Annotated in this window: 11 protein-coding genes; 8 read left to right on the top strand and 3 right to left on the bottom strand. The window is 52.8% G+C overall.

Features of this window, described 5'->3' with window-relative positions:
* The first annotated feature begins 14 nt into the window (after positions 1-14).
* The 5 genes from EWM63_RS09625 to EWM63_RS09645 all read left to right on the top strand — a co-directional run bounded on the left by EWM63_RS09625 (position 15) and on the right by EWM63_RS09645 (position 7640).
* Positions 15-1793 (top strand): N-6 DNA methylase, encoded by a 1779-nt coding sequence (locus EWM63_RS09625; RefSeq protein ID WP_130186318.1) that lies wholly within the window; start codon positions 15-17, stop codon positions 1791-1793.
* Positions 1793-3796: a restriction endonuclease subunit S gene (locus tag EWM63_RS09630; protein ID WP_130186319.1), complete on the top strand. Its 2004-nt coding sequence runs from the start codon at positions 1793-1795 to the stop codon at positions 3794-3796. The genes EWM63_RS09625 and EWM63_RS09630 overlap by 1 nt, the downstream gene beginning before the upstream one ends.
* A gap of 1 nt (position 3797) precedes the next feature.
* A complete protein-coding gene (locus tag EWM63_RS09635) occupies positions 3798-5627 on the top strand; it encodes an AAA family ATPase (RefSeq protein WP_130186320.1) in 1830 nt (609 codons plus the stop codon).
* Positions 5624-6481, top strand: coding sequence for an HNH endonuclease family protein (locus tag EWM63_RS09640; protein WP_130186321.1), 858 nt, complete (start codon positions 5624-5626; stop codon positions 6479-6481). The genes EWM63_RS09635 and EWM63_RS09640 overlap by 4 nt, the downstream gene beginning before the upstream one ends.
* Before the next feature lie 619 nt (positions 6482-7100).
* Entirely contained in the window at positions 7101-7640 is a 540-nt protein-coding gene (locus EWM63_RS09645; RefSeq protein ID WP_130186322.1) for a hypothetical protein, read from the top strand.
* Between the two features lie 287 nt (positions 7641-7927).
* Here EWM63_RS09645 and EWM63_RS09650 read toward each other — a convergent pair whose 3' ends face one another.
* From EWM63_RS09650 to EWM63_RS09660, 3 genes are all read right to left on the bottom strand, one after another.
* Positions 7928-8797: a hypothetical protein gene (locus tag EWM63_RS09650; protein WP_130186323.1), complete on the bottom strand. Its 870-nt coding sequence runs from the start codon at positions 8795-8797 to the stop codon at positions 7928-7930.
* Positions 8794-10497, bottom strand: coding sequence for an AAA family ATPase (locus tag EWM63_RS09655; protein ID WP_130186324.1), 1704 nt, complete (start codon positions 10495-10497; stop codon positions 8794-8796). Before EWM63_RS09655 ends, EWM63_RS09650 begins: the two co-directional genes overlap by 4 nt.
* A gap of 648 nt (positions 10498-11145) precedes the next feature.
* Positions 11146-12096 carry a GIY-YIG nuclease family protein gene (locus EWM63_RS09660; protein ID WP_130186325.1) on the bottom strand — a complete coding sequence of 317 codons (951 nt, stop codon included), beginning with the start codon at positions 12094-12096 and terminating at the stop codon, positions 11146-11148.
* Between the two features lie 488 nt (positions 12097-12584).
* Between EWM63_RS09660 and EWM63_RS09665 the strand changes: the two genes are divergently transcribed.
* The 3 genes from EWM63_RS09665 (at position 12585) to EWM63_RS09675 (ending at position 14634) form a co-directional block, all read left to right on the top strand.
* Positions 12585-13508, top strand: a complete 924-nt coding sequence (locus EWM63_RS09665) for a restriction endonuclease (protein WP_130186326.1) — start codon at positions 12585-12587, stop codon at positions 13506-13508.
* Between the two features lie 258 nt (positions 13509-13766).
* Positions 13767-14465 (top strand): SDR family oxidoreductase, encoded by a 699-nt coding sequence (locus EWM63_RS09670; protein ID WP_207221318.1) that lies wholly within the window; start codon positions 13767-13769, stop codon positions 14463-14465.
* 10 nt (positions 14466-14475) lie between these two features.
* A complete protein-coding gene (locus EWM63_RS09675; protein ID WP_130186328.1) occupies positions 14476-14634 on the top strand; it encodes a DUF2256 domain-containing protein in 159 nt (52 codons plus the stop codon).
* Positions 14635-14669 lie beyond the last annotated feature (35 nt).

Consider the following 14669-nt stretch of genomic DNA (forward strand, 5'->3'; position numbering starts at 1 on the left):
TCGAGAACTACAAGATGAATCTTAGCAGCACAATCAAATCCATCCAGGACATCATGCGCAAGGATGACGGCGTCGACGGCGATGCCCAGCGCCTTGGTCAACTCACTTGGATGCTCTTTCTTAAAGTGTTTGATCAGCGTGAGGAAGAATGGGAAGACGATAACCTCGCCCACCAATCGCCTTTGCCAGAGCGTTTCCGCTGGCGCAACTGGGCGGCTTACAAGGCCGATGCCGACGGCAAGAAAAAGCCGCAGATCGCAGGCAGCGAATTGATCGGCTTCGTCAATAACGAACTGTTCCCCACGCTCAAGGATCAGATCGACGCGGACCGCAGTCCCCAGCACAAGGTCATCCGCGAAGTATTCCGCGATGCCAACAACTATATGAAATCCGGTCCGCAGATGCTGGCCGTGATCGAAAAGCTGGAAGAAGCCATCAACTTCCACGACTTCAAAACCCGTGCCAGTTTGGGCGATGTCTACGAGCAAATGCTCAATGACCTACGCGGTGCAGGCAATGCTGGCGAGTTCTACACCCCACGCGCCATCACCGCCTTCATGGCCGACCGCGTCAACCCGCGTCTGGATAAACGCGAAACCGTGATGGACCCTGCCTGCGGCACCGGCGGCTTTTTGACCGCCACAATTGACCACTTCCGTAATCAGCTCACCACCAAGTCCAGTGCCGAAGACAAGCGTGCCATCGAAGAGCTGATCCACGGCATCGAAAAGAAGCAACTCCCCCACCTGCTGTGTACCGCCAACATGCTGCTGCATGGCATCGACGTGCCCAGCCAGATCGAGCGCCGCAACACACTGGGCATAGGCTGGAATGAATGGAGTGCCAACGACAAGGTCGATTGCGTCATCACCAACCCGCCTTTCGGCGGTTATGAAGATGATGGCGTGGGCAGCGACTACCCGGCCGATTTGCGTACGCGCGAAACCGCCGACATGTTCATGGCGCTCATCATCAAAAAGCTGCTGAAAGATAACGGCCGTGCTGCCGTGGTGCTGCCTGATGGTTTTCTGTTTGGCGATGGTATCAAAGGCACGCTGAAAAAATTGCTGCTGCGCGACTGCAAGCTACACACCATCATCCGTCTGCCCAAAGGCGTGTTTGCGCCTTACACCACCATCAAGACCAACCTGCTTTTCTTCACCAAAGGCAGCACGGTCGATGACGGTACCGAACACTTCCACACCGACACCATCTGGTTTTACGAACATCCGTACCCACCGGGCTACAAGAGCTATTCCAAAACCAAACCCATCCGGCTGGAAGAGTTCAAGCCCGAGCAGGACTGGTGGGGCAGCGAGACCAACGACTTTGCCGACCGCGTGGAAAACGAATTCGCCTGGAAAGTGGATTTCAAAACTAAACGCGAACAGGCCGAAGCCGCCGCAAAGCCACACAGGCAACGTGCCGAAGAGCTGAACAACCAGGCCGCGGCATTGGAAGCGCAGGCCCGCGACCTGCGAAACAGCCTGGTAGGCAGCACCGACGCTGCCTACCGCGAAAAAATCGAAGCGCAGATTGCCGAACTGCGCGCCAAGGCCGAACCGCTGCGACTGCAAGCGCGGGATGCGCAGGCGGCAGGTGATCGCCTGTACTGGCCCATTTTCAACCTTGACCTCAAAAACCCCAACGCTCCGGAAGAAGAAACCCACGACCCGGATCTGCTGCTGGAGAAGTACAAAAAGCTGCTGGGCGAGATTGAAGAAACCGAAAACCAGCTCAAGAGCGAACTGGCCGCCGCACTGGCGCATCACTTTGTAGGTGAGGATGCCTGATGGATGCGCAACAGTTTTTGGCCGATTTTGGGCATATTGCGAATGCGCCAGGGGGCATTGGCAAACTCCGTAAGTTGATTCTTGAGTTGGCCATCAGAGGCGAGCTGCTCACCACACCCGATAGTGCTACGGACGCCCGAAACCTGCTTGCCGAAATCTCAAGCGTTCGGGCAGAGCTGGTTCACGCTGGCAAGCTTCGTAGACCTACGCCCCAGCCTGACATTGAAGCCTCTGAGCTAAGCTTTACGCTCCCGACAAACTGGGCCTTTGAACGATTAGGTAACGTCTGTGAAATTGTTCGAGGCGTCACTTTCCCTTCGTCGAAGAAACAGACAAGTCGAGCATCCGGCGCAGTGGCTTGCCTACGCACCAGCAATGTTCAGGCAGAGGTTGATTGGGATGATTTAATTTTTGTCGATGAAGAATTCGTTGGCAGAGAAGATCAATGGGTCCAAAAGGGTGACACCATGATCTCAATGGCCAACAGCTATGAGCTCGTTGGAAAAGTGGCTCTAGTGAGAGAGGTCAAAGAGCGCGCAACGTTTGGCGGATTTATCGCTGCGGTGCGTCCTCATGTTCTTGAGCCTGATTACCTCTATCTCGTGTTGCGCAGTCCATACATGCAGGCGCGAATGCGCGGCACTGCAAGTCAGACCACCAATATTGCAAACATTTCACTTGGAGGCATGCGGCCAATACCAACGCCAATTCCACCGAAGGAAGAACAATCCCGCATCGTCGCCAAGGTCGATGAGCTGATGGCTTTGTGTGACAAGCTGGATGTGCAACAACAAGAGCGGCGCAAACTGCAAAACAACCTGCGCCAATCCGCTTTGCAAGCCGTCGCTAGTGCCATCAGCCCGCACGAACTGCAAAACACCTGGGAGCGCCTGACCGACAATTTCGGTCGTCTGTTTCGGGTGCCGGAGGATGTGGATGAGCTTGTTGCAGCGCTCAAAAATATGGCTGTCCGTGGTTTGCTTTCGTTGCCGTCCACATCGACTTCGCCGGTGGATGAGGTCGTGGCCGATTGCGACAACTTGCGCGACCAATACATCGATTCTGGACTGATGCGACGACAGAAGCTCATCTCCGTTGCAGAGTCTGAAGTTGTGTACCCCAAGCATTGGGTAATTGCGCCATTTGACAAAGTGGCTGTCGTTATCGGCGGGGTGACTAAAGGCCGTGATCTGCGTGGGCGTGATGTCGTGACTTGTCCATATCTGGCGGTGGCTAATGTTCAACGCGGATTTTTTAAACTCGATACTCTCAAGACGATCCAGATTGAGAAAAAAGAGCTAAGCAAGTACCTCGTGAAAGAGGGCGATTTGCTGATCACCGAGGGTGGTGACTGGGACAAGGTTGGTCGAACAGCTATCTGGCAAGGTGGCGTGGAAGATTGTCTCCACCAAAACCATGTTTTTAAGGCACGCGTGCCGTCATCGGCATTGCTCAATGAATGGGTTGAGCTTGTATTCAATTCTGGTGTTGGCCGCGATTATTTCGCCGGAGCTTCAAAGCAAACAACTAATCTGGCGTCGATTAACATGAAGCAGCTTCGAAGCTTTCCAATGCCGATTCCACCGCTGGATGAACAGCAAGCAGTTTTGCCCAAGCTTGATGCGCTGATGAAGCAATCATTCGTTTGGCGAGAGCAGTTGGAGAGAAAGCAGCGCCTGGCTTCATTGCTCGCAGACGCAACTGTAGCAGCCTTCACTGGCATCGCCATCGAACAAGAAGAGGAATCTATGAAAGCCCCACAAACCGAATTGATTGCGCCGCTGCGGCTCGGAACCACGCCCGACATCAAAGCACAGGCGCCGCTGGCCACTATTCTGGCTCGTCACAACGGCGAAATAGGTGCCAAGGATTTGTGGCAGCGATTTGGTGGCGAGATCGATGCCTTTTACGCGCAATTAAAAGCCGAGGTAGCCCACGGTTGGATTCTGGAACCGGCTCCCGCCGAAATGCGAGAAAAGCCGGCCGATACAGTGAGCACCTGATATGCAACTGCTTCGTATCCGTATCCCGTCCTTTCGCAATCTGCGTGGTCTCGACATCGCTTTCGAGAAAAACTTGCAAGCCGCGGCGAGTGCGCATGCTGATGCACAGCCCAAGCCCATCCGCAGTCATGCGCTAATCGGCCAGAACGGCACCGGCAAATCCAACCTGATCGAGGCGCTGATCATCATTTTCCGCGATGTGGATCTGGACCGCGAGGCGGCATTCGACTACACGCTGGAATACAGCATTCGCGGACACGCTGTGCGCATTGAGGCGGACACCTCCAAGCAGAAGCGTCCTTATGTATGGGTGGATGGTGACCGTGTTAGCCAAGAGTACCTGACCAAAAACGACACGCCAGGCAAAGAACCGCTTGATCATCGTCGCGGCCCCCGCTTACTGCCAACACATATTTTTGCTTACTACTCGGGTCGCAACGAACGCATTGAGGTGTTGTTTCAGGAGCATCAGCGCCGTTTCAACCAGCGCCAAGAAATCACCACGGACGAAGTGCTTTCCGAGCAGTTGCTGGAAAACTTTACCGGCTCCGAGGCGGATATTCGTGCCGTCGAAGATGCCAAACGCCGCCGCGATGCGCGGCTGAAGCAAGCGGGCGACGACCGGCTGCGCCGACTGTTCTACTGCCGTGGCGGGCATAGCCAGTTGGTGCTGCTGGCGTGTTTATTGTCCGACGACCCGGTATTCAAAAAGGTACTAAAAAACCTGCACATCGAGTCACTAGAGTCGGCTTTGTTTGTGTTAAAAGAACCGCACCGTCTGCGTGAAAAGCGTCGTAACGGCAAGTTTGACGAACAAGAACTCAACGAAGGCGACCCGCGTTTCTGGTATGCACGTGGCAATGTGGTGAGCGAGTTTCTCGACAAATTGTGGCAGGTGACTTGGGCGCCGATTGAGCAAGAAGCCACGAAGCAAATCGACTTCCGTGGTCGTAGCGAAAAACAGAAGCAGCTTTACTTGTTCGTCCCCAGCCAGGAAAAACTCAGGGAGTTGGGCGAACTGGTCGGCGGCACCGATAGCTTCTTCCGCTACGCCGAGGGCGCCTACATTGGCGACCTGATCGACGAGGTGCGCATCACCGTTAAGAAGCGCGATGAGCATGGCGGCAAGGTGAGCTTTACCCAGCTCTCCGAAGGCGAGCTGCAAATGCTCACCGTGCTGGGCCTGATGCGCATCACCCGCGAAGACCATTGCCTGTTCCTGCTCGACGAACCGGACACCCACCTCAACCCGATTTGGAAGCTGCGGTACTTCGACGATATAGAAGGCGTATTGGGTGATAGTTATGTCGGTGGGCTCGACAGCGGTGCGTTTGATAGCAGTGCTTTTGATACATCCGCAGGGCAATCTCAAATCCTTATCACCACTCACGACCCGATGATGGTGGGCAGTCTCAAGCGAGAGCAGGTACACATCCTTCGCCGCGATAGTGGCCGAACAGTGGTGGATGTACCCGACGAACATCCGCAGGGCATGGGCGTGACTGGGCTACTTAAAAGTGAGCTGTTTGGCCTCTCGTCCACACTCGACATCGAAACCGAGCGACGCTTGTTCCGCCGAAATGAACTTTTTGTGAAATCACCGCGCACTCCAGAGGAGGATGTTGAGTTGAGCCGTCTGTCAGCCGAGTTGTCCGATCTCGGCTTTTCGACGGCGGACTTCCGCGACCCGGATTACGCCTTGTTCGTGCGAAAGATGGCGCAACACCGCCGCTTCCGCACACCCGTGCTCACGCCCGAGGAGCAGGCCGAACAAGATGCAATTGCCGATTCCATCATCGACGAAATCTTGCGAGAGGAGGATGGCCAGTGATCTGGATCGACCTGGAGCACAAGCGCCCTACCGATACCGACATCCCGAATTGGGTACCCTGGACACAAACGCAGTGGGATGCCTGGCTGGCGAAGTCTTCTCAACTGGTGGCCGAATTGTCTGCCCTCGAAGCGGCGGGAAAACGTGATGAACGCAATGCACTAATTGATGCCAACAGCGCTCACTGGGGTGCTTTGAAGGAATGGCTGCTAGCGTTGTCTGCGGGCAAATGCTGGTTCTCAGAAGTGCGCGAGCTGTACTCGCACTACGACGTGGAACACTTTCGCCCCAAGAAAGAAGCCAAGACACTGGATGCCAGCCTGCGCGACGGCTACTGGTGGCTGGCTTTCGACTACACGAATTTCCGCGTGTGCGGCAATGTGGGAAACCGCAAGAAGGGGGGCTGGTTTCCACTCAAAGATGGCTCACTGTGCTCCACCTACGCCGCGCCTTGTGAGGAATCCGAAACGCGCTACCTTCTTGATCCGATTGATGACGATGACGTCGCGCTGATCGCTTTCGACGAGGAAGGCAAGGTCATTCCCGTGCCCGGTTCCTCCCTTTGGGAACAGGAGCGTGTCATCGAGACGGTAAAGCGGCTCAAACTCAATGAGCACGCGCCTTTGGCAGAGGCTCGCCGCAAGGTATGGCAACAGGTGGACCGCTTGATCAACGACTTTGCGATGGCCAAAGCCCGTATTGGTGCAGGCAATAACCCGGCCGCCAAGGCTAAGTTGACCGAGGTCCGCGCGCGCATACGCGAAATGACCAATCCAACGGCTGAACTATCGGCAGTCGCTCGCTGGTGCTTATTGATGCGGAACGATCCGCAGCTTTTCCGGCTGGTTGGTTAATACTCTGACGTGAGTGAACTACAATCCCAATGCCATCCTCGGCACGCCGCCCCAAAGAGGCCACGCTTAGCTTTGTCGGCAATATCAACGTCTCTGTACAGCAGGTCGTAACTCCAACGAAGATGACCTGTTCAGCCGCCTTTACAGGAACTTGACCTAGCGATGAAGGATTGCTAGCACGTTCAACGGAAACAGAACTCGTTGCCTACGGCGTCGAAATTGATTGCTCATTCAATCAAATATTATGAAGAGGCTGACATCAAGCCAACACTCAAAGGCCAGAATTTACTTCGGGCCTTTTTTTATATTTAGAGCAAAGGCAAAAAAAAATTATGATGAAAGTAACTGCCTCACCCACATTGCAATTACCCGGACCAAACCGCGCCAGCGCACAGATGGTCCGATACCAATTACCGTCAACGGCGGGCCGCTGACGATTAAGCAGACGTTGCTTGCCGCAGTCTCGATGTGTTGTTCGAATGTGAATACCGACGCTAGCGACGATATCACTTCTCGCGGCACTCTATCCCGCTTCCGACAAGCCTAATGACATCAAATGTCATTGGGCTTTTTCATTTGCGCTTGCGGAACACGCGAGCAACCGACGAAAGAGACGAATATGAAGTCAATCCAAACAACGGCGGCGACTACCACGCCTACCCTGCAGTACATCACGTTGAAAAGTGACACTGCTTCCAAGCTCGGCAAATACGCCGAAGGAAGCATCAGCTACACCCTGCAGTGTGATCCTAGCCGTACAGCCCTATTTGTCGCGATATCGGACAACTCCAGCGGTGGGTACTTCAGCCGCGAATACGTCCCGGTCGATCGCATTCAAGAGCTTGTCGGCAACCCCAATAAATCAGCCTTTCCCTCAAAGGCGCTGAAGATCGCCTTCACCGGCAAGAGCAGCAACAACGCCGGCTTTCTTGCAGCGATTCTTCATGCCGAGGGTTTGCTGGCGCGTGCTACAGACAATGAAGCCAAGCACGTCCCGACAGGTGATTGGGTCAACTGGAAAACCGCGCTGCTTGCGCTGGAAAGCAATCCGGCGGACACTAGTCCACCATCAGCACAGTCGGCCGATGTGTCAGCAGGGCCGGAAAAGCGCAAGACCCTCACGCTTAAGCGCGCCAAGCCAGCCAGCCTTACTGAATAACGACGGAGTACACATGCATGACTCACACCCGAACTACACCATTTTGGTCAACTGGGGCGTCGGCATCGAAACCTTGACGCAAGCGACTCAGTACTCAAGGTGCTCGCCATCCAGCGCAAAGACGTGCATTTGACCAACCCATCGTCGCTGGTCTAGCGCTACTGCTGCAAGCCCAGTGCCACATCCCTGAATGCAGCTATCGCTGCCTCCAAATACTCAATTATTTCTTGCTGAAGTATATCTGGCGGGAAGGTCCTTCAAATAAAACAAGTTTTAGTGATAGGTACCTAGTCGCTTATAAAAAGCGCACGAATCTTCACCAACGGACGAGGGGGGCCGTATGGTTCATGTTTTTGAAGATTTTCTACCGCTTGAGGATTATTAAGTACACCTTGATAAAATGCAATTCCCCAATTTGTCGCGTATGGATCTGAATCTCCTTCCTTTAAACGTCTTTCGAAGGATGCGCGCACGTTGCATCCTCTCGCGCCAACGATGCGAGTCCACCGTTGGTACTGCTCATCGCAATACTCTTCTATCCGCCTTTTAACTTGAAGGGATTTAAGGTGCAGCCTTATGCGCTGCTCATCCTCAACGCTTACATATTCCAAAATACTAAATTTTGCACAAAAAATAGCCCTATTCCCAACCAGTGAGACGTCAACGTGAAAACGCACCGTTGACAAGGCGGAGCTGTACATTGGATGCAGGAAAAGCGCTTGCTTGTCGGTGTCACAGTAGTAGCGTTGCCCTTTGATAGGGGCGCAATCGCTACATTGCGGCACTAAATTGTTGGAAAATATCGCGTATTCAGGCCAATCTTCTTTGGGTAAAAAATGATCAAGCGTCCGCGGCTTTAGTGGATAGCCACAATACGGGCATTCGTCCAGTTCATGTTTGCGACGGCGCATAAGCACTATCTCGTGCAAGTCTTTTGGAGGCGCTCCGTAAAATTCTCTTAGTACAGACGCAATCAGTTTGACACGCGAAACCGGCGGGCGATCTTTGAATTTATCAACAATCCCGTCAAACTCTTTATAGCAATCTAATAATGCGAACTTCGCATATTGTAGGAGGCCTGCATTTTCTTTTTTAGAAGTAATAGCGAGATCTAGCCACCCGCACTTGCTGGTGCGCATATGGAAAAGGTACTTCATTCGGACCGCCTCGTAATCTCAATTTCGTCATCTTCCTTGACAATCTTTGAGGACAGGTAGGCCAGTGCTTCGTCTCCAATATTGGATCCAAACTTTTCTAAAGCGACTGCGGGAGAACTACAGGTTTCAACAGCCTGATCAATGGAATTCTCGTAAGGTTTCCGAACATCGTAGTCGTCAAATGCTAGCCCCATGATGACCTCGACGGTCTGCCCAAAAGTCTCAAAACCCGGTTTTGAGACCTCAGTACGATCGCCAACTCTTCGAAGAACGGAAATACCGGACTGATCTACTTCACGGGCTAAGATCGATGAATGTGTGGCGATAATCGCGTTAGATTTAGTTGCAGCAAGAAGTTGCTTCAACATATCAAGCAGACCTATCTCCATCGTGGGATGCAAATAGAGCTCTGGTTCGTCGACAATAATCAAACTCTCATCGTCAACCTCGGCCACTAGATTTGGTAGCATGTAAGAATAGATGGTTTGACCAGAACTTAATGCCAAATGCTTTCCTTCCTTCAGGAAGTGAAGGCCGGACGCGTACATAAACCCATTACCCTTCGCTGCGGCATTCCTTAACGCAGCGTCATCTCGACTGAAAACAACTGACTGCCCGTCCATGCCAGTAAGCTCGATTGCATCGAAGTCAATCGATCTTTTTAAAGTATCAAAGAGAAGATTAAAACGGCTGGTTTCCGTAAGCCATTCATTCTCGCGGTCATACTGAAATATACGATGCAATGCACGTGCGCTACTTTCCTTCGGCCAATTGAGAGAGAAAACGCCTTCAGGCTCACGAAATCCCAAATATACGTATTCATTGACAAGCAACCTACGACGGTCGTGGATGTCTTTGGCGGTAACGCCATTTTCTTCCGACGCTTCCGCTGCCAACGATTTAGCTGACCTTCCAAGCGCTCTAGATAGCTCAACTTCTGTTTTAAAGGACTCGAAAGGGGAGTATGCCGAGACGATTACTTTGTGGAAGAAGGGCAAGTTATCTGCGTCACCTAATCCGCCTGTCAAGGTATCGACTAGATGACGTAGCACATGACTTTTTCCGACACCATTGCGCCCTATTAAGAGGTTGACATTGGTCTGGCCAAGTGACCTCTTGTTATCGAAATTGAATTGAACTGGGTCAATATAGTGCGGGAGCCCTTCGAGCGTAAAGGAGAATATTCCCTGAGGCTCATAGCGTCCACAGGCAATTTGATGGCCTTTGTTGAGTATAGCCTTTGCCATACTACTGCGGAACAGTGACGATCCAAACCCAGCCCACTGAGTGAATGTATGTTTTTTATTATAATAATAACTGCCATCGCATAGTTGGCGTAGGTATTGGGAAGCACGGGCTCCTAGTTTAGAGCCAATTCGGCGATAGTAATCTATTTCCGACGCTAGAGATACAACTTTATTTGGTGATAAGAAATGTGTAATGCGACGGCTGTTTCCTACTAACTCGCTAGATTCGAGGAAATACTTGGACGTGTCTTTGTAACCGTTTACTAGAATCTTTGTACGACCAAAGAAATCTAGCTTACCGTTTTCCACGCGGTAGATCTGAAATGTAACCACATAATCATAATCGTCCCATGGGCGAGTGTACTGCGTCCCAATATGGTCTTGAAGGAGATGAAAACCGCTAATCGAATTAAAATCTAAATTCGTAGAGTAAAAAAAATCGAAAATGGGCATCAGACTCTCCGCTCAAGTTGCGCTGGTTTTTCTTTGCAGTTTGCGTGAAGAGGCGCGCTGGCAATCAAGTTTGATAAGGCAAAAAGTGAAATAGAGCGAGTAAAAATAGAGCGCATGTGAAACCTTTTAAGAATAGTCGATGGTCATGATCGTTATAGAATCTATACTACATGAATTCGCGACCCTTTTCTACTTGGCAACAATATTGCTCCCTATATCACACATACAGACCAAAGCACTCGCTGGAATACTTGAAGGAGGAACCTATCTAATCAAGTAGAGCTGTAGTCATCAGATGTTAGCGGATTTCAAAGCGGGCTAAGCCGTAACAACGCTGAATACTGGCCAAAGGGTTGATCCGACCCAGCGGTCATTACCGGATCGACGGCGATTTCCCGCATATATTATTCTGATGGTTGACCCCAGCCAAAGCCCGACGCCTCTACGGCCCGGGCTTTTTACATTTGGGCGTACAAAAAGAAATCCTATACATGAATATCACCGCAAAACCGACCTGTGAATGGTCGGGCAAGAACAACCCGACACGTTCGCTCAAGGCACGACCCGACAGGGGCAGCTCGGCCCTCAAGCAAGCGTTGATGCCACGGAGCCTAGATCGCTCAAGTCGTTGCATATCTTCAAATGGAACTAGGCGTCATTGATATGGATTGTTGTCGGTCCAAGAATTGATACCTTCACATGACTCATCGGCCTTCGCTTTTGGAACCATTGACGTAGAGGGATAGCGCCCATGATTCGTGGAGTGCCGTTCGTGTTGGCTGTGCGGTTGATGTGAGCCGTAACAGCAAGCTTCTCTCGTCCACAATAGATCGTAATGTTCGCTGTGTCAGGGCCGAAGTACCTGTCGAAGTTGAGCGGGACGTTGAAGAAGCCGGTCCGGTGATAGGTGTTCTGTAGGGTTAGAACGAAGTAGGGAGCAGCTTCCAGGGTCTTCGATTCAGGGTTTGCCGTGTTCTTGTGCGGACGAGTCTCCGCTACAGGCGTCAGCAGGTGAACCGTCGGCTCTGGTGTAGTCTGAATTGCCTGTGCTGCTGGGTTGGCTTCCGTGCTGGTCACTACAAAAGTATCCTGCCTTGGCGGATTCAGCTCGGCAAGCTGCTGGGCTACCTCATGTACTTGCGCCTCAAGCTTGGCCTTCCCGCTTGTATCGGGGGGACTCGCCTCCGTCGGAGCCTCGATCGCTGCACTCGTGCGGCCTCCATTCCACTCGGGCTTGAGGGTTTGGATAATGCTGTCTTCCAGTCCTGCCGCAAGGTTGAGATAAAAGCTCCCATAGCGAAGTAGCCCGGCGTCGGCTAGGGCAAGAATCTCTACAGGCTGACCTCGCTTAAGAAGGTCAACGATTGCGATGCGATTCCGCCAGTTCGTGCGCTGATCTACATTAGGCTTCTGGTAGCCGAACATCCGACGCTGAAGGGTCTGAGTAGTCTTACCCACATATTTGAGGGTGTTACCAGTGACGAACGCATACAGGACGTTTTGGCGATCTGCCAAATTCTCGAGCTGAAGAAAAAGCTCGTCACCTTTCAGTGACCACCGTCCTGCTCGTTGAAAGCCGATCTCGTAAAGCCGTTGCATCGCTATCTCCACCAATGTAGATCTCAAAATAGCATTTTACTATCTTATTTTAATTGATTGACGAAAAATCGTCGATTAGTTTTTAGAGCTTATCGTTAGCCCGTTTATCATGATTACTTATTCGCTACCATGACAAACGAAGTTAATTATGATAATCATTGGCAGTGTAAGATTTTTAGGATTCCCCGATGGGCGCTTCCGATGTAAATGCTTTTAATTCTTTAAAATCGAAAATACGACAAAGAGATATCATGGCATATTCTATGCGAGGGATACTACGACATCACCCTCAGCCATATCAGGCATGTCGCTTTTTTGTATTTTCAATCGTATAACCATCAACAATATGGAATCTATGACCGCTCAAGAAAATAACTTTGCATGTGACTGGTCTGTCGTTCATCACCTGCTGAAGTATAGCCCGAAAGCGTGGCAACTGGGTTATAGTTGTGCCGACAACAAACCATCCGGAACTGAGCAAGACAGACATGCCCATCCCTGACTATCAAACTTTAATGCTGCCCTTACTTCGGCTCGCATCAGACGGAGCCGACCATACCACCCGCGAAGCAGTCGAAAAACTGTCGGTCGAATTTCAGCTTACGCAAGATGAGCGAGGCCACCTTTTGGCTAGTGGGCAACAAGCGGTGATCAATAACCGGATCGGTTGGGCAAATTCGTACCTAAAGAAAGCCGGGCTACTTGAGTCACCCCGACGTGGCGTCCTCAAAATCACGAAACGTGGCCGACAAATTCTCGAAGAAAATCCGCAGAAAATTGACGTCAAATTTCTCGACCGTTTCCCCGAGTTTGTTGAATTTCGCGATGCGGCAAAACTTAATAAAGAGAGCACGGTTGCAGAGTCAATAGCGCCGCCTTCGCAGCAGACCCCAGAGGAAGCTCTCGAGCTGGCAAACCAAAGTATTCGTGCAAGCTTGGCGCAAGATATCCTTAGCCGCGTCCTCCTATGTTCACCGGCCTTCTTCGAACATTTGGTTGTCGAGTTGCTGGTAAAGATGGGCTACGGGGGCTCTCGCAAAGATGCTGGCGAACGTATCGGCAAAAGTGGCGATGGCGGAATTGATGGGATTATCAAAGAAGATCTCCTTGGACTGGACACTATCTACCTACAAGCTAAGCGCTGGCAGGGCACCGTCGGCCGACCTGAAATCCAAAAATTCGTCGGCGCCCTTCAAGGCCAACGTGCGCGAAAGGGAGTATTCATTACGACCTCATCGTACACATCAGAAGCGACCGAGTATGCGTCTAGGATCGACACCAAAGTCGTGCTCATCGATGGGCAGCAGCTTGCAAGTCTAATGATCGACTTCGATGTGGGCGTTTCTGTTGTGACGACGTACCTGGTCAAGCGCATCGACTCTGATTATTTCGAGGACAGCGACGGCTTGTAGGGGTACCGAAGAGGCCTCGAAACTTTGGTTGGTGGTCCTAAGGTGGGCGGGGTTTCGCATGGGTAGCCTCATTGGAGTTCTCCAGGCTTGAACGAACAGCGCCATAGGAAATGCCACCCTCGGGTGGCGTTTGTTTGCGGAACAGGAATAGTCGTGCCTGGTGTGTAGACTGCCCGGTGATGCGCGCGGAAACGGCGGCCTGGCGCAGCGACTCATGGCGCCCTTCAATGTCTGCCGACGACGGAGCACGACATCATGATGAACAGCCTTCCCGACCAATTCAATGCCCTGGTCATCGGTGCCTCGGGCACGATCGGCACGGCATTCGCCGACCTGCTCAGGGATTCGCTACGCTGCGCGTCTGTAGATGGCCTGCACCGCCACTCGGCGCCGCCCATCGATTTCGCCGACGAACACAGCATCGCCGAGGCGGCGCGCATCCTCGGTGCCGGCGGCCGGCGCTACCACCTGGTCATCAATGCGGCAGGCCTGCTGCACACCGAAGCATTCATGCCGGAGAAGCGGCTGGCCGACCTGAGTTACCAGCAGATGCAGGCGACGTTCCAGGCAAATACCTTCGGCCCCGCGCTGGTGCTGCGCCATTTCGTGCCGCTGCTGGCGAGCGAGCGCGCCATCATGGCCATGCTGTCGGCGAAGGTGGGCAGCATCGGCGACAACCGGCTGGGCGGCTGGTACAGCTATCGCGCTTCCAAGGCTGCCCTCAACATGCTCGTCAGGACAGCGGCCATCGAAGTCGCCCGCAACCAGAAAAACAGCGTGCTGGTGGCACTGCACCCGGGCACCGTCAATTCGCGCCTGTCACAACCGTTTCGCGGCGAGACCATCGGGCGACAGCCACGGGACGCCGCCACCGACATGCTGCAGGTCCTCGACACGCTGACGCCAGCCGACAGCGGCTCCTTCCGGTCGTACAACGGCGCGGAACTGCCCTGGTAGGCGTGCGGCCATGAAGATGCGCAAGAAATCCGAGTTGCCATCCAAGCTGTGTGCCCACTGCCAGCTTCCCTTCAGCTGGCGCAAGAAATGGGAACGCGACTGGGACCAGGTCAAGTACTGCTCGGAGCGCTGCCGCCGTGCCGGCCGGCCGGCGACGGAAAAGCACTGAAAACAGGGTGCGGGAATTCTTGTCGGCAGTTGCCT

The organism is Pseudoduganella lutea, assembly GCF_004209755.1.
Classification (GTDB): domain Bacteria; phylum Pseudomonadota; class Gammaproteobacteria; order Burkholderiales; family Burkholderiaceae_D; genus Rugamonas; species Rugamonas lutea.